The following is a 14,438-nucleotide window of genomic DNA, read 5'->3' as shown; positions in this document are numbered from 1 at the left end:
TGCCGGTGTTCGACCACAATTCGACGCGCTCGTCCCCCGTTCTTGGTCCTGGCGTCGCGGTCGGCCTCGTCTGGGAACGCTCCCAGAATTCGGGAGGAGTCTGATGACCGGATGGCGCAGCGTCGCGCTGGCGGCGGCTTTCGTCTCGGTGGCCGCGACCGTCGGCCTGGCGGTGGTGGCCCGTGCCGCCGCACCGGGCTGCCAGTGGGAGAACGGCTTCACCGCTGACGTCGCCGTCGGCGACCGCGTCAACGGCTGGCGGCTGATCTGGACGTGGCCGTCCGGCCGCACGTCCTTCCAGTGGAGGTTGAACACCAACGGAACCACGTTCACCTTCAAGGAGTTCGACCGGATCCTCGCACCGAACTGCGCGACTGGCGTCACCACGCTCACGCCGGAGTTCTTCGCCGAGACCAACGACAACGCGCGGGTGACGCTGACGTTCCACTGCTGGAGCGGCGCTGTCGTCACCTGCCACGTGACCAGGTCGGGCAGTTCGGTGAGCGGGAGCGCAGGCTCGTAGGATCGTCCACGTGGAACTGGAAGAGGCGCTCGCGAACCGGGTCGTCGTGCTCGACGGCGGAATGTCGACGGCACTGGAACTGGCCGGGCACGACCTGTCCGACGCGCTGTGGTCGGGCAGGCTGCTGCTCACCGACCCCGACGCCGTGCGCGATGCCCACCTGGCGTTCTACCGCGCGGGCGCCGAGGTCGCCATCACGGCGAGCTACCAGGTGACCTTCGAGGGCTTCGCCAAGCAGGGCATCGGTTTCGTGGAGACCGCCCGCCTGCTCCACACGAGCGTCTCACTGGCCCGCTCCGCCGCGTCCGATGTGGACGGACAACGCTGGGTAGCCGCGTCGGTGGGCCCGTACGGCGCCATGCTCGCCGACGGCTCGGAATACCGCGGCCGCTACGGCCTGAGCGTGAAGGAGCTGGTGGAGTTCCACCGCCCCCGCATCGAGACGCTGGTGGAGGCCGCCCCGGACGTGCTGGCCGTCGAGACGATCCCGGACGTCGACGAGGCAGAGGCCGTGCTGGAGGTGGTCAGGGGCAGCGGCGTGCCGGTCTGGCTCTCGTACAGCATCCGCGGCGACCGCACGTGCGCCGGCCAGCCGCTGGAGGAGGCGTTCGCGGTGGCCGCGGGCGTCGACGAGGTGATCGCGGTCGGCGTGAACTGCTGCCCGCCGGAGGACGTCGCCCACGCGGTGTCGGTCGCGTCGGCCACGGGGTTGCCTGTGGTGGTTTATCCGAACAGCGGCGAGGAGTGGGACGCGGCGGAGCGGGCTTGGACCGGGGACGGGACGGGGTTCGCCGGGCTCGCCGGGGAGTGGACCGGGCGCGGGGCGCGGTTGGTTGGTGGGTGCTGCCGGACCGGGCCGGACGCGATCGGGGTGCTGGCGGGCGCGCTCGGAGGGTGAGCGCGGCTGCGGCCGGGGGCGTCGGTCAGCTGGCTCGGAATGCCGGCGGGGTGAGCGCGGGCGTCGGCCGGGAGCCGGAGACGCTGCCGTGGTGAGCGGCGTCGGCTGGGTGCCGGAGACGCTGGCAGGGTGAGCGGTGTCGCCGGGGGCTTCAAACGTTGACTGCGTGAGCGGGTACGGCTGGGAACGCCGTCCGGGGTGAGCGGGCTCGTCCGTGCGGCGGTGTCGGCGAGACCCAGCGGCGACTGGAGACGCAGCGGACGACCCGTCGGCGCGCACGGGAAGCCCGTTGAGAGTTGCTCGTGACCAGGCAACTGACCGTTCGACGCCCCGCCCGACTCGGACGAGGCGTCGAACAGTCACGTGATCAGGCGACTCCGCTCAGAATGGCGCCGATCATGCCCTGCTGGGTCACGGTGACGGACGCCCGGTCGAACAACCCGAACCCGTACTGGCCGTTGTAACCGTTGTCCCAGTAGACGGGAGCCGCACCGTACTTCTTGGCCGTGGCCGCGACGGCACGCACGTAGTCCGCGCGGTACCGGGGGTTCGAGGAGTCGGCGAAGGCCTTGTCGATCGCGCCGTACTCACCGACGACCGCGGGGTAGCCCTTGGTGACGAACTTGTCGTAGACCTTCTTCAGCTGCGCGTCCAGGAAGTCCTCCTGGCCCCACGTGGACTTCTTGGCCGGGTTCGTCGCCCCGCGTCCCCACTGCGTGATCTTGGTGCTCTCCTCGCCCGTGAAGTCCCACGGGTCGTAGTAGTGCACGGAGATCATGAGCCGTTGTTCGGTGCTGGGGATGGACGGCGAGCGGTACCGGTCGGTCGGCAGCACGAAGCCGTAGTTGCCCGTCGTGTAGTCGATGTTCGTGTTCCAGCCCGGCACCAGCAGCCACCGCGAGCTGTTGTTCCCGCCGGCCCTGCGCACGGTGTCCACGAAGATCTGGTTGTAGGCGTTGATGTTCGAGTAGCACGGCTGCGTCGGCGCGCCCCACTGCCCGTCGAAGTTCTCGTTCATCGACTCGAGGATCAGGCGCTGGTCGTAGCTCGCGAACCTGGTCGCGATCTGTTGCCAGACCTTCTGGTACTTGTCCTTGATCGCCGTCTGGTTGCCCGCGTCGCAGATGAGCCACGCGCCGTTGACGGTCTTGTACCCGTCGCCGTGCATGTTGATGAGCACGTGCAGGCCGCGGTTGTAGGCGTAGTTCACGACCTGCTGGATCCGGTTCAGCCACGCGGCGTCGATCGTGTAGTTCGGGCCGGGCCCGATCTTGTTCAGGTAGGACACCGGGATTCGGATCGTCTTGAACCCGGCGGCTTTCACCTTGTCGACGAGCGCCTGCGTGATGACGGGTTGACCCCACGCCGTTTCGTTCGGAACTCCGTTCGAGCTGGCCTCCAGCTGGTTGCCCAGGTTCCAGCCCGCCCCCATGTCGGAGACGATCTGCGCGGCGTTGAGCTGCACGTCCGCCGCTGCCGGGCTCGTCAGGCCGGATCCGGCGATGGCCAGCGCGGCGGTGAGAAGAGCGACTTTGATCTTCCGTGCTTTCGAGACCATGGGTGTTTCTCCCCGGGAATTGGAAAGCGCTTTCCAAAACCGTAGGGCGGTGTTCAGCTGGGCGTCAACATTTCAACAATCATTTCGACCACGGCGCCGCGGAAATCGCGAAATTCGACGAATCGACTGTCGAACAAAAGAACCCGCGCGTCCGCAGAGGGCGCGCGGGTACGTGCGGGTCAGACGCGAAGACCGCGGCGCAACGCCTCCACCTCGTCGGCGAACATCCGGCGGGTGATCGCCGCGCTCTCGATGAACGAGGAACCGTGGAACGTGGCGGGGTAGTGGCGGAGCTCGGTCGGCACGCCGGCGTGCGCGAGGCGGCGGGCGTACTCGATGCCCTCGTCCCGCAGCGGGTCGTACTGGCAGGTCGTCACGAAGGCGGGCGGCAGGCCGGCGAGGTCGGTGGCACGGGCCGGGGCGGCGTAGGGGGAGACGTCGCCGGGCTCGGCGCCGAGGTAGCTGGCCCAGCTGAAGATCGCGTTGGGGCGGTTCCACAGCGGGGTGTCGACGTAGTCGCGCATCGACTCCGTGTCGAGGCGGTCGTCCAGCTCGGGGATGCCGAGGTACTGGAAGCACAGCTCGGGGCCGCCGCGGTCGCGCGCCAGCAGCACGGTTCCCGCGGTGAGGCCGCCACCGGCGCTCTCGCCGCCGACGCCGATCCGCGCCGGGTCGATGCCGAGCTCCTCCGCCTTGGCCGCGACCCACTTCAGCGCCGCGTAGCAGTCCTCGACGGGTGCCGGGAAGGGGTGTTCGGGCGCGAGCCGGTAGTCCACCGACACGATGACGATGCCGAGCTCGTCGGCGAGCCGCAGCACGTGCGCGTGGAACATGTCGAGGTCGCCGAGCACGAACCCGCCGCCGTGGATGTACACCAGGCCCGGCACGGGTGCCTCGAGGTTCGCCGGGGTGTAGATCCGGACCGGCACGTCCGGGGCGTCGGACGGGCCGGGGACCGTCGTGTCGCGGACGTCGATCTGGTTCGCCGGCTCGTAGGACGGCATGATTTCGCTCAGCTGGGCCTGCCCGGCACGAGCGGTCAGGAGGGCGTCGTAGTCCTTCAGGACCACACCCGGCAGCATGTCGAGCCAGGGGAGCAGTTCGGGGTCGATGGCGTAGCTCATGAAGCGATCCTCGGCTCTGGACGGCGGGACGGGCAGCCGACACGTGGCGGGCGTTCGGGGCACCTCACCAGCCACCTGTCGGGGTTATGGTGACGGGATGAGAGGCCTGTTGCTGAGGTTGTCCGGGCTGGACGCCGACGCGGAGAACGCGGTGCGGGTGATCGGGTTCTTCGATCGCCTCATCACCGAGCGCGCGGGCCTCGACACCCTGGTGCGCAGCACGTCCGAGCTCGCCGGCTGCCCGGTCGGCCTGCACGCGCCGGGACAGGGACTGTGCCTGCGGGCCGACGCGGGCGGTGCCGTCACGACGGGGCCGGTGCCGGCGCGCGCGGCGGTGCGGCCGCTGGAGGGCGGCGTCGAGGTCTGGGTCGCGCGCGAGGGCTCGCCGGCACCTCTGGACGACATGCTGCTCGAACGGTTCGCGATCGCCGCCGCCGTCCTGCTCGACCACTCGAGCGTTCCGCTGCCGGAGCTCGGCGATCCCGCGCTCGTCGAACTGGTCCTCTCCGAAGGCGTCGGCACCGCGGAACGGTCGCGGGCCCTGCACCTGCTCGGCATCGGCGCCACGGCACCGTTGCGCGTGCTCGCGGCGACCGGTGAGGTGGCCGGCCGGTCGGCGCAGCTGGGTTCGGTCAAGGCGGTGCTCACGACGGAGGTGCCGGACGTGACCGGGCGCCTCGGCATCGGCCCGCTGCTGCCCGCGATCGACGCCGCGAAGTCGTGGCAGGCCGCGCGCACCGCGCTGCGGTACACATCGGACGGTGAGCCGGTCGTGTGGTGGGAAAAGCTCGGCAGCCTCGGCCTCCTCGCCGAGCGGCTCGACCGCGCGGACATCGCGGCACTTCCGGACGTCCGCGCGCTCGACGGGCTCGCTGCGGAACCGGGCATGATCATCGCACTCGACGCGCTCTGCGCGACCGGTTCGGTGCGGCAGGCCGCGGCCGCGTTGCACCGTCACCACAGCACGATGACGGCACGCCTGGCCCGGGCCGAGTCGGCGCTCGGGTTCGAGCTCGACTCGGCCTCGGGACGGTTCAGGCTCTACTTGGCGTTGATGCTGCGACGGGTGCGCGACAACTCGGAGTGATCTCCTGGCGGTGCAGCCTGGCATGCTTGGGCATGTTCCAGCCCAGCACGCCGACCACCTCGCCGCCGCGGTGATAGCGCACCACGAAACGACGTTCGGCCAGACTTCCCTCCACAACGGACGCTCCCGGCGCGACGAACCCGTGGACGTGGATCTTCGCGTCGAACTGGTCGGTCCAGAAGTACGGCACGGGTGTGTAGGGCTGGTCGGCGCCGAGGACGTTGCCGGCGACGGCGATGGCCTGCTCGGTGGCGTTCGTCCGGTTCTCCAGCCGCACCAGCCTGCCGAGCGTCTCGTGGTGCCAGCGGGCGACGTCGCCGACGGCCCAGATGCCGTCGGCGGCACGGCAGCGGGAGTCGCAGACGACGCCGTTGCCGAGCACGAGTCCGCTGTCCTGCAACCAGTCCGTCGCCGGAGCGGAGCCGAACGCCACCACGACGAGGTCGGCGGGCAGCACCTCACCGGTCTCCAGCAGCACGCCGTCGTCCTCGACCCCGGTGACGGCGGCGCCGAGCCTGAGGTCGACACCCTGCGCGGTGTGCAGCTCGGCGAGCAGTTCGGCGACCACGGGCCCGAGCTGGAGCGCCATCGGCGCCTGCTGCGGGCCTGCCAGCGTCACCGCGACGCCCATCTGCCGTGCGGTCGCGGCGATCTCCGCACCCAGCACACCGTCGCCGACGACGACCGCGCGCTTGGCCTTCAGCAGGTCTGCGCGCAACGCCACCGCGTCGTCGAGCGTCCGGAGCGTGCGCTGGCCCGGCAACGTGCGCGGGCGCAGACCCGTTGCCAGCACGACGTTGTCGGCCTTGAGCACGCGACCGGAAGCCGTGTGCACGGCCCGTTCGGAGACGTCGAGGTGTACGGCCGGGTCGCCGAGCACGAACTCGGCGTCCAGGGCGGCGAGCGCCTCGGCCGGCCGGAGCTGGGCCTTCGCGGGTTCCCACGTGCCGGACAGGACCTGCTTGGACAGCGGCGGCCGGTCGTACGGCAGGTGCGGCTCGGCGCCGAGGATCGTCAGACGGCCGGTGTACCCCTTGCGGCGCAACGCTTCGGCGGTCGCGAGACCGGCGGCCGAGGCGCCGACGATCAGCGTCATTCGCTCACCGCGATGGCGGAGGCCGGGCACACGCTCGCGGCCTCGTGCACGAGCGCGTGCAGCCCGGCCGGCGGCTGGGAGTCGAGCAGCACCACGATGCCGTCCTCATCGCGCTGGTCGAACACGTCAGGGGCGAGCAGCACGCACGTTCCGGCGCCGCAGCACTTGTCCTGGTCGACGGTGATCTTCACGTTCGGTGTTCCTCACTACGAGTCGTTGGTGACCGGCGCGAGCCACATCCCGACGAGGGCGTCGACGAGGCCGGTCGCGGCGTCGTGCCAGCTGGCACGCGGCGTGGGGGTGTTGTCGGCGAGGGCGCGCTCGCGTTCGGCGATCATGTGCACGAGCAGCTGCCGGGACATGTCGAACCGCTCGGCCCGCACGTCGTCCGGCAGGTGCCGCAGGCAGGTCTCCAGGCCCGCCAGGACCCGCACCATCGACGGCGACGACTGCGTCTCGTCGACGATGATCGGCCGCAGCGTCGGATCCGTCATGACCTGCGCGCCGAACCGGGCGAACCAGGTGGGACTGCCCACCTCCGCCAGGTGGTCCGTGACCGGCCGCACGAGGCACGACAGCCAGTCCCGGACGTCCGTGCTGTCACCGATCCGGGCGAGCACCTCCTGGCGGCGCTCCTCGATCTGCGCCAGGTGCTTGCGGGCGATGGCGCGCACGAGATCGGCCTTGGTGCCGAAGTGGTAGCCGACGGCCGTGTTGTTGCCCTGTCCGGCGGCCTCGCTGACCTGCCGGTTCGAGACAGCCAGCACCCCGTGCTCGGCGAACAGGCGTTCGGCCGCGGTCAGGATCAGCTCACGCGTTGCGTGCGCCCGCTCCGCCCTCGACGGGTTGTCGTCGACCTTGTTCATCACGTCACCATCGCACCGGTAGTTCCACGAGCCCGCCCACGACGAGCCCCTCGACTCGACGCAGATCATCCACTCCGACGGCCAGGTCGAGCGACGGGAGCTTGCGGAGCAGCACTTCGAGCACGACCTGGAGCTCGGTGCGCGCCAGCGGCTGACCGAGGCACGCGTGGGCACCCGCGCCGAACGCCAGGTGCTGGTTGGGAGTGCGGGCCAGGTCCATTTCGGACGCCCGCTCGAACGCGTCCTCGTCCCGGTTCGCCGCGGCCATGCTGCACATCACGGTGGTGCCGCGCGGCAGAACCGTGCCGCCGATCTCGACGTCCTCGGTGATGTAGCGGGCCATGCCGAGACCCGCGTTGGCGTCCATGCGCATCGACTCCTCGACGGCGGTGCGCACCAGCGCCGGGTCGGCGAGCAGCGACTCCCACCGGCCGCGGTCCTCCAGCAGCATCGCGACCATCTTCGTGATCATGTTCGCGGTCGTCTCGTGGCCCGCGACCAGCAGTCCGATGCCGGTGGCGATCAGCGTGACGTCGGACATCGGCTCCGGGTCCGCGATCAGCGCGCTGAGCAGGTCGTCGCCGGGGTTCTCCCGCTTCGCCGCGATGTGCGCGGCCATGTACATCCCGAACTCCAGCTCCGCCGCCTTCATCTCATCGGCGGAGAAGCGGGTCATGCTGAGCATCGCGTCCGACCAGTGCGAGAACCGGTCGCGGTCGGCGTCGGGCACGCCGAGCATGTCGCAGATGACCCAGACGGGCAGCGGGAAACCGAGGCTCGCCTTGAGGTCCGCGGGCGCGCCCTTGGCGACCATGTCGTCGATCAGCTGCTCGGCCATCGCCGCGATGCCGGGGCGCAGCGCGTTCATCCGCTTGGCGGTGAACCACTTGCCGATGCTGCGGCGCCACGCCAGGTGCGCCTCGCCGTGCTGGGGGATCACCGCCGACATCTCGCTGTTGAAGATGCCGCCTTCCTCGGTGTCGGTCATGCGCGCGGCGTCGTCGCCGCGGGTCGGCCTGGTGAACCGCGGGTCGGACAGGATCGTCTTGACGTCCGCGTGCCGGGTGATCAGCGCCGCTTCGTCACCGCTGGCGAGTTGGACGTGCGCCACGGGACATTTCGCGCGCAGCTCGGCCCATTCGGCGGGTGGCTCCAGCGCGGCGTCGACGGGGAACGGGAACCGGGGCAGTTCGTCTACTTCGGACATTCGGGAGTTCCTTCGTGGTGGGAGCTGTTCTCTCTTCCAACTTGCCCACCCACGTGAATTAAGTCAAGCGACTGACTTAGACTGATGGCGTGCTCCTCGAAGAAACGCGTCCGGTGACGCGCCCCAACGTGGTCGTGGCCGTGCTCGCGATGGGCGGCATCGTCGTGTCGCTGATGCAGACGCTGGTCATCCCGCTGCTGCCGAGATTTCCGCAGCTCCTGGGCTCGTCGCCGGGGGACACGACCTGGTTGATCACCGCGACGCTGCTGGCCAGCGCGGTGGCGACACCCGTGGTCGGCCGGCTCGGCGACATGTACGGCAAGCGCCGCATGCTCGTCGTGAGCCTGGTCATGCTGGTGACGGGTTCGGTGATCGCGGCGCTGAGCCACTCGCTCGTCCCGCTGATCGCCGGACGCGTCGTGCAAGGGCTCGCCGTGGGGGTCATCCCGCTCGGCATCAGCATCATGCGCGACGAGCTGCCGGCCGAACGACTGGCGTCGGCGACCGCCCTGATGAGCGCCTCACTGGGCGTCGGCGGCGCGCTCGGCCTGCCCGCGGCGGCGTTCCTGGCCGAGCAGAGCGACTGGCACCTGCTGTTCTGGACCTCGGCCGCGGCCGGCGTGATCGTGCTGGCGGCGGTGCTGACCTGCGTGCCGGAGTCGGCGGTGCGCAGTGGAGGCCGCTTCGACCTCGTGGGTGCGTTGGGGCTCTCCGTCGCGTTGGTCTGCCTGCTCCTGGGCGTGTCCAAAGCCTCGACGTGGAGCGGCGCCGCCACGACCGGGTTGTTCGTCGGCGCGGCGGTGGCGCTGGGGTTGTGGGGCTGGTGGGAGCTGCGGTCGGCCCAGCCGCTGGTCGACCTGCGCACCACGGCCCGCCGTCAGGTGCTGCTGACCAACGTCGCGTCGGCCGTGTTCGCGTTCTCGATGTTCGCGCAGTCACTGGTGCTGCCGCAGATCCTCCAGCTCCCGGCGTCCACGGGCCACGGACTCGGCCAGTCGCTGCTGGTCACGGGCCTGGTGCTCGTCCCGTCCGGCCTGGTGATGATGCTGATGGCACCGGTGTCCGCGCGGATCACGACGGCCCGTGGTCCGCGCGCCACGCTGATGCTCGGCACGGTCGTGGTGGCGCTGGGCTACGGCACGGGCGTGATCCTGATGTCCGCGGTGTGGCAGCTCGTCGTCGTGTCGGCGGTGATGGGCGCCGGCATCGGCCTGGCGTACGGCGCGATGCCCGCGCTGATCATGTCGGCTGTGCCGACGTCGGAGACCGCCGCCGCGAACAGCCTCAACACGTTGATGCGCGCGATCGGCACGTCGGTCTCCAGCGCGGTGGCGGGCGTGGTGCTGACGCAGGTGACGGTTCCGTTCAGCTTCAAGCTGATCATGGGGATGGGTGCCGCGACCGCGCTGCTGGCGTGCGCGGTCGCGGCGTTCATCCCTAGGAGAAGAACTGCGTGAGCTCACGGGCGACGGCGTCGGGCTGCTCCTCCGCGAGCCAGTGCCCGGCGCCGTCGATCTGCACGGCCTTGAAATCGGTGGCCAAGTTCGGCAGCGCCGCCCTGAACTGCTCGATGGACAGCACCGAGGCCAGCCCCAGCACCGGTGGCGTCAGCTTGGCGTAGGTCTTGCCGTCGGCGATGTCCTGGTGGAACGCCTGGTACCAGCCGTTGCTCGCGCGGATGGCGTCCGGCGAGTTGTAGGCCCGCGCGTAGATCTGCCGCGACCGCTCGTCGATCGCGTCCGGGTTGAACGCGGTGTTCGCGAACAGCCAGTCGATCAGGTGGCGGAACCGTCCGGCCAGCAGCTGTTCGGGCAGCGTCTGCACCTGGTTGAACGCGAACCACCAGAGGCTGAACTGGCCGGGCGGCGGCAGCAGCGGGAGCTGGTAGTAACCCTCGTCGGGGTGCAGCACGTCCATGAACGCGACCTTGCGCGTGGCGGCCGGGTAGTTGGCCGCGAAGCTGAACGCGACCTGGCTGCCGATGTCGTGCCCGGCGAGGCCGACCTTCTCGTACCCCAGGTGCTTCACGAGCGCGTGGATGTCGGCCGCCATCGTCTTCTTGTCGTAGCCGCCCGCGGGCTTCTCGGACCCGCCCATCCCGCGCAGGTCGACCGCGATCACCCGGAACCTCGTGGCGAGCGCGGGCATGATCTGGTGGTACTCCCACCACGTCTGCGGCCAGCCCGGCAGGAGCACGAGCGGCTCACCGCGCCCACCCGTGACGTAGTGCAGGCGCACGCCGTTGACCTGCGCGTAGTTGTGCTTGAAACCGGGCAGGTCCGCCTCGCGGTTCGTGTCGGCGGCCGCGACTCCGGTGCCTGCTCCGAGTGCGACGCCCGCGCCCAGCGCGAACACACCGCGTCTGCTCAACTCTGACATTCTCAGACCCCCATCTGCTGCCCGGCGCTCGCCGGGCAGGGGTGCAGCCTAGGTCGAGAAGCCCGCCTCAACGAGTGAGTTGACGGGCCGCAGTTGGCCAGACCGCTCCCTTGATCCCGCGGTTCTGATCGCGCGCGGGGTCGCGCAGCCTCACGTCAGCTCCGCCGAGTCCGTGAGCTGCAGCTTGCGCCGCGCCCGCTGGTAGAACGTCGTCATCCCCAGCCGCACCACGCGGGCGGCGGCGGGGCGGGCGCGCAACGACACGCGGTCGCCCGATGAGACGTAGCCCGCGACCATGCCGTCCACCTCGACCGCCAACCGGCCGCTGGACGGCAGGAGGTCGAGCTCCACGTCGTCCCGCACGGACAGCACGACGCCCCGGCTGTAGGCGGAGTGCGGTGCGGCCGGGGTGACCAGGAGGGCCTCGACGGACGGGCTCGTGATCGGGCCGCCCGCGGAGAAGCTGTACGCGGTCGAGCCGGTCGGGGTCGCGACGATGACCGCGTCCGCCGCGTAGCTGACGAACGGCTGGCCGGCCACGCGGACGGCGACCCGTGCGCTGCCCTCACCGGGGATGCGGACCACGGCGATGTCGTTGAACGCCGTGACTTTCTGGTCGCCGAAGACCGCGTCGACGGCCAGGCGCGGCTCGACGGTGAAGTCGTGGGCGTCAATAGCGGACAGAGCGGCCGGCAGATCCGGGACGTCGACCTCGGCCAGGAAGCCGAGTTTGCCCAGGTTGACGCCCAGGACCGGGGCGCGTTCGCCGTCGGCCAGGCGCATGGCGCGCAGCATCGTTCCGTCGCCGCCGAGGCTCACGACCAGGTCGGCGCGACGGCCCAGCTCCTCCGGCGAGACCGGGGTGGCCTCGCAGCGGAGTCGCTGGATCTCGTCGGAGATGCCGAGGATCTCGACACCGCGGTTCGCCGCCCAGCCGAGCACTGCCTCGACGGCGGCGGCGGAGTCTCGTTGCGGGTGCAGCACCAGGCCGGCGGCGTGCACGTCAGTTCGTCCTTTGTCGAGTCACGACGCCAGTCTGCCGAATTCCCACGGGTCGTGTGCGCTGAAGATCGTCACCTCGCTCGCGTGGTCGCGGGCCAGCGCCCTCAAACGGTCCTGGGTGCTGACGCGTTGGTCGTGGTCGACTTCGGACCCGGTCTGCACGATGTCGAGAATCGGGTGCGGTTCGGGGTGTTCATCCAGTTCGCGGTGGTAGTAGTAGGCGTCGCCGCAGTGCAACAACCACCGTGAGCCGTCGTGCACGGCGACGCCGGTGTGGCCCGCGGTGTGGCCGCCCATCGGGACGAGCTTGATCTCCTCGGGCAGGCCGTGGGGCTGGATGGAGGGGAAGCCGAACCACTCGCCGTCCGCGGACTCGTAGGTGCGCCACTGTGGACCGTGCGCCCAGTGCGCCGGGCGGTAGCGGCGGCTCGGCGCCTCCGCGATCGCCGCGCGCAGTTCGGCGGCCAGGACGTGGACCGTGGCGTGCGGGAAGTCCGGGAGGCCTCCGCAGTGGTCGACGTCGAGGTGCGTGACGATGACGTCGCGGACGTCGGCGGGGTCGTACCCGAGCCGTTCGATCTGGCGGATCGCGGTCTCCTGCTCGTCCAGCACCGGCTGGGCCATCTCCACCCAGGCCGCGCCGAGGGTGTCTTCCGGACTGCGGACGTCGTCGAGGCCGAGTCCTGTTTCGACGAGCACGAGTCCGCTGTCCGTGTGCACGAGCAGGCAGTGGTTCACGGCGTGCGCGCTCGGCAGACCTTCGTAGGTCGGCTCGATCCGGCGCACGGAACCGCAGTTCAGGTGGTGGATCTTCATGTGCAGAGGATGCGACTTGAATCGCGGTTCAAGTCAAGCCCTCGGCCGAACGGCCGATGTGGACGTCGTCGAACCGGCCGTTCGGCGTGAGGGGGTGGCCGCGAGGACGAGTTCGCCGTGGCCGCGCGTTCCTAGTTTGGCCACATGACCATCCTGCTCGCAGATCCGGTCGTGCGCGCCGTTCGCGTGCTCGACAACGGGGATCCGTTGGTACCACTGGACTTCGCGCCCGGCGTGCTGGTGCGCGAGGGCCTCGCGCGGCGGCTCGACGTGGCCCGCGCGCTGCTTCCGTCCGGTGTGGACCTGCGCGTGGTCGAGGGGCACCGCAGCGCCGCCGACCAGAGCGCGATCATCGAGCGGTACACGGCCGAGCTGCGCGAGCTCCACCCCGCGGCCGACGCGGTCGAGCTGGACCGGTTGTCCAGCCGGTTCGTGGCGCCGCTGGCCGTCGCCCCGCACGTCGCCGGTGCGGCGGTCGACCTCACGCTCGTCACGACGTCGGGTGTCGAGCTGTGGATGGGCACGGAGGTCGACGCCACGCCCGAGGAGAGCGACGGCGCGTGCTTCTTCGCCGCGCCGGTGGACGCCGAGGCACGCCGCAACCGGACGGTGCTGGCGGACGCGTTGAGCAGCGCCGGCCTGGTCAACTACCCGACCGAGTGGTGGCACTGGTCCTACGGCGACCGCTACTGGGCGTTGCTGAGCGGCGCTGACAACGCTGTCTACGGACCGGTGGAGGTGCCTGCGTGGGCGCGCTCGTGACGCGCCTGCGCCAGGCGTCGGCGTCACCCTCGCTCTCCGTCGATCTCGCTGCGGTGGCGGACAACACCCGGCGGTTCGTGGCGCTGGCTCGCGGCGAGGTCATGGCCGTGGTGAAGGCGGACGGGTTCGGGCACGGTCTCGGCGACGTGGCCCGGACGGCGGTCGCCGCCGGTGCGACGTGGATCGGCGTCACGTCGCTCGCCGAGGCGGTGGCGGTGCGGGAGTCCGGTGTGGACGTTCCGGTGCTCAGCTGGCTCAACCCGGTCGACGTCGACGTGCACCAGGCGGTGCGGTACGGGATCGACCTCAGCGTGCCGAGCCTCGAGCACCTGGCCGCGGTCGAACGGGCCGGTCCGGTGCGCGTGCACCTCCAGCTGGACACCGGGATGGCGCGCGACGGCGCCGCGCCGGAGGAGTGGCTGGCGTTGATGTCGGCCGCTCGTCGTGCGGAACTGGCCGGGAAGGTCTCGGTCGTCGGAGTGATGGGACATCTGCCGTGTGCCGACACGCTTGGAGCGAATGAGTCCGGGAAGCGTGCGTTGCTGCGCGGCGTCGAGATGGCGCGCCAGGCCGGGTTGCTGCCGTCGGTGCGGCACCTGGCGGCCACGAGCGCGGCGCTGACGGACCCCGGCACGCATCTGGACGTCGTCCGGATCGGGGCCGGGCTGGTGGGGATCGACCCGTCCGGGAGCACCCGGCTGCGTTCCGCGTTGCGGTTCACCGCACCGGTGGTCCAGGTGCGGCGGGTGGCCGCGGGGACCGGCGTCGGCTACGGACATGCGCACGTCACGAACCGTGCGACGACGTTGGCGCTGCTGCCGGTGGGGTACGCGGACGGGCTGCCGCGGGCGGCTTCGGGGGCCGCGGAGGTGTGGCTCGCGGGACGGCGCCGGCGGGTCGTCGGGGTGATCTCGATGGACCAGGTCGTGGTGGACGTCGGGGACGACGCCGTGGCGCCGGGGGACGAGGCCGTGGTGTTCGGGCCGGGGGAGCGGGGCGAACCGACGGTCGCGGACTGGGCGCGGTGGGCGGGGACCATCCCGCACGAGGTCGTGACCGGCATCGGCCCGCGGGTGCGGCGGCTGGTCGGATGATCGTCTCTATTACTTCAGTGTTGACC

General features: G+C 70.7%; 15 protein-coding genes. 6 read left to right on the top strand and 9 right to left on the bottom strand.

Annotated features, from left to right (window positions below):
* Window positions 1-103 precede the first annotated feature (103 nt).
* Window positions 104-523, top strand: a complete 420-nt coding sequence (locus AOM45_RS15010; protein ID WP_030468639.1) for a hypothetical protein — start codon at window positions 104-106, stop codon at window positions 521-523.
* Window positions 524-533: 10 nt separating this feature from the next.
* The gene (mmuM, locus tag AOM45_RS15005) at window positions 534-1,421 is read left to right on the top strand and encodes a homocysteine S-methyltransferase (RefSeq protein WP_269083645.1); all 888 of its coding nucleotides are present in this window, start codon (window positions 534-536) and stop codon (window positions 1,419-1,421) included.
* 367 nt (window positions 1,422-1,788) lie between these two features.
* On the opposite strand, the gene AOM45_RS15000 is transcribed toward mmuM, so the two are convergent.
* Both AOM45_RS15000 and AOM45_RS14995 read right to left on the bottom strand, forming a co-directional pair.
* Window positions 1,789-2,979 (bottom strand): glycoside hydrolase family 5 protein, encoded by a 1,191-nt coding sequence (locus AOM45_RS15000; protein ID WP_030468641.1) that lies wholly within the window; start codon window positions 2,977-2,979, stop codon window positions 1,789-1,791.
* Window positions 2,980-3,158: 179 nt separating this feature from the next.
* Window positions 3,159-4,103 carry an alpha/beta hydrolase gene (locus tag AOM45_RS14995; protein WP_030468642.1) on the bottom strand — a complete coding sequence of 315 codons (945 nt, stop codon included), beginning with the start codon at window positions 4,101-4,103 and terminating at the stop codon, window positions 3,159-3,161.
* Between the two features lie 97 nt (window positions 4,104-4,200).
* On the opposite strand from AOM45_RS14995, the gene AOM45_RS14990 reads away from it, so the two are divergent.
* On the top strand, window positions 4,201-5,190 hold the full coding sequence (locus tag AOM45_RS14990) for a PucR family transcriptional regulator (protein ID WP_030468643.1): 990 nt from the start codon (window positions 4,201-4,203) through the stop codon (window positions 5,188-5,190).
* Here AOM45_RS14990 and AOM45_RS14985 read toward each other — a convergent pair.
* The 4 genes from AOM45_RS14985 to AOM45_RS14970 are packed head-to-tail and all read right to left on the bottom strand — an operon-like array spanning window position 5,138 to window position 8,359.
* Window positions 5,138-6,286, bottom strand: a complete 1,149-nt coding sequence (locus AOM45_RS14985) for an NAD(P)/FAD-dependent oxidoreductase (protein WP_035910731.1) — start codon at window positions 6,284-6,286, stop codon at window positions 5,138-5,140. The two genes, AOM45_RS14990 and AOM45_RS14985, sit on opposite strands and share 53 nt — an antisense overlap.
* A complete protein-coding gene (locus AOM45_RS14980; protein WP_030468645.1) occupies window positions 6,283-6,477 on the bottom strand; it encodes a ferredoxin in 195 nt (64 codons plus the stop codon). The genes AOM45_RS14985 and AOM45_RS14980 overlap by 4 nt, the downstream gene beginning before the upstream one ends.
* 15 nt (window positions 6,478-6,492) lie before the next feature.
* A complete protein-coding gene (locus AOM45_RS14975) occupies window positions 6,493-7,152 on the bottom strand; it encodes a TetR/AcrR family transcriptional regulator (RefSeq protein WP_030468646.1) in 660 nt (219 codons plus the stop codon).
* Window positions 7,153-7,156: 4 nt separating this feature from the next.
* Window positions 7,157-8,359, bottom strand: coding sequence for a cytochrome P450 (locus AOM45_RS14970; protein WP_030468647.1), 1,203 nt, complete (start codon window positions 8,357-8,359; stop codon window positions 7,157-7,159).
* Between the two features lie 149 nt (window positions 8,360-8,508).
* Between AOM45_RS14970 and AOM45_RS14965 the strand changes: the two genes are divergently transcribed.
* Window positions 8,509-9,816: an MFS transporter gene (locus tag AOM45_RS14965; RefSeq protein WP_081902228.1), complete on the top strand. Its 1,308-nt coding sequence runs from the start codon at window positions 8,509-8,511 to the stop codon at window positions 9,814-9,816.
* Here the strand turns inward: AOM45_RS14965 and AOM45_RS14960 are convergent.
* The 3 genes from AOM45_RS14960 to AOM45_RS14950 form a co-directional block, all read right to left on the bottom strand.
* Window positions 9,797-10,738 carry an alpha/beta fold hydrolase gene (locus AOM45_RS14960; RefSeq protein WP_030468649.1) on the bottom strand — a complete coding sequence of 314 codons (942 nt, stop codon included), beginning with the start codon at window positions 10,736-10,738 and terminating at the stop codon, window positions 9,797-9,799. The two genes, AOM45_RS14965 and AOM45_RS14960, sit on opposite strands and share 20 nt — an antisense overlap.
* A gap of 150 nt (window positions 10,739-10,888) precedes the next feature.
* Window positions 10,889-11,740, bottom strand: a complete 852-nt coding sequence (locus AOM45_RS14955) for an NAD(+)/NADH kinase (RefSeq protein WP_030468650.1) — start codon at window positions 11,738-11,740, stop codon at window positions 10,889-10,891.
* Window positions 11,741-11,761: 21 nt separating this feature from the next.
* Complete coding sequence (locus tag AOM45_RS14950; RefSeq protein WP_030468651.1) at window positions 11,762-12,556, bottom strand: MBL fold metallo-hydrolase; 795 nt, start codon at window positions 12,554-12,556, stop codon at window positions 11,762-11,764.
* 144 nt (window positions 12,557-12,700) lie between these two features.
* On the opposite strand from AOM45_RS14950, the gene AOM45_RS14945 reads away from it, so the two are divergent.
* Both AOM45_RS14945 and alr read left to right on the top strand, forming a co-directional pair.
* Window positions 12,701-13,318, top strand: a complete 618-nt coding sequence (locus AOM45_RS14945) for a M15 family metallopeptidase (RefSeq protein ID WP_030468652.1) — start codon at window positions 12,701-12,703, stop codon at window positions 13,316-13,318.
* Window positions 13,303-14,412, top strand: coding sequence for an alanine racemase (gene alr, locus AOM45_RS14940; RefSeq protein WP_051783754.1), 1,110 nt, complete (start codon window positions 13,303-13,305; stop codon window positions 14,410-14,412). The genes AOM45_RS14945 and alr overlap by 16 nt, the downstream gene beginning before the upstream one ends.
* Window positions 14,413-14,438: the final 26 nt, after the last annotated feature.

This window comes from Lentzea aerocolonigenes (genome assembly GCF_000974445.1).
GTDB classification, from domain to species: Bacteria; Actinomycetota; Actinomycetes; order Mycobacteriales; family Pseudonocardiaceae; genus Lentzea; species Lentzea aerocolonigenes.
This window is presented reverse-complemented; position numbering and strand designations above follow the sequence as displayed.

Coding starts and splice junctions, on each gene's coding strand:
- AOM45_RS15010 (WP_030468639.1), top strand. CDS start 104: ATGACCGGATGGCGCAGCGTCGCGCTGGCGGCGGCTTTCGTCTCGGTG.
- AOM45_RS15000 (WP_030468641.1), bottom strand. CDS start 2,979: ATGGTCTCGAAAGCACGGAAGATCAAAGTCGCTCTTCTCACCGCCGCG.
- AOM45_RS14995 (WP_030468642.1), bottom strand. CDS start 4,103: ATGAGCTACGCCATCGACCCCGAACTGCTCCCCTGGCTCGACATGCTG.
- AOM45_RS14990 (WP_030468643.1), top strand. CDS start 4,201: ATGAGAGGCCTGTTGCTGAGGTTGTCCGGGCTGGACGCCGACGCGGAG.
- AOM45_RS14985 (WP_035910731.1), bottom strand. CDS start 6,286: ATGACGCTGATCGTCGGCGCCTCGGCCGCCGGTCTCGCGACCGCCGAA.
- AOM45_RS14975 (WP_030468646.1), bottom strand. CDS start 7,152: ATGAACAAGGTCGACGACAACCCGTCGAGGGCGGAGCGGGCGCACGCA.
- AOM45_RS14970 (WP_030468647.1), bottom strand. CDS start 8,359: ATGTCCGAAGTAGACGAACTGCCCCGGTTCCCGTTCCCCGTCGACGCC.
- AOM45_RS14965 (WP_081902228.1), top strand. CDS start 8,509: ATGGGCGGCATCGTCGTGTCGCTGATGCAGACGCTGGTCATCCCGCTG.
- AOM45_RS14960 (WP_030468649.1), bottom strand. CDS start 10,738: ATGTCAGAGTTGAGCAGACGCGGTGTGTTCGCGCTGGGCGCGGGCGTC.
- AOM45_RS14950 (WP_030468651.1), bottom strand. CDS start 12,556: ATGAAGATCCACCACCTGAACTGCGGTTCCGTGCGCCGGATCGAGCCG.
- AOM45_RS14945 (WP_030468652.1), top strand. CDS start 12,701: ATGACCATCCTGCTCGCAGATCCGGTCGTGCGCGCCGTTCGCGTGCTC.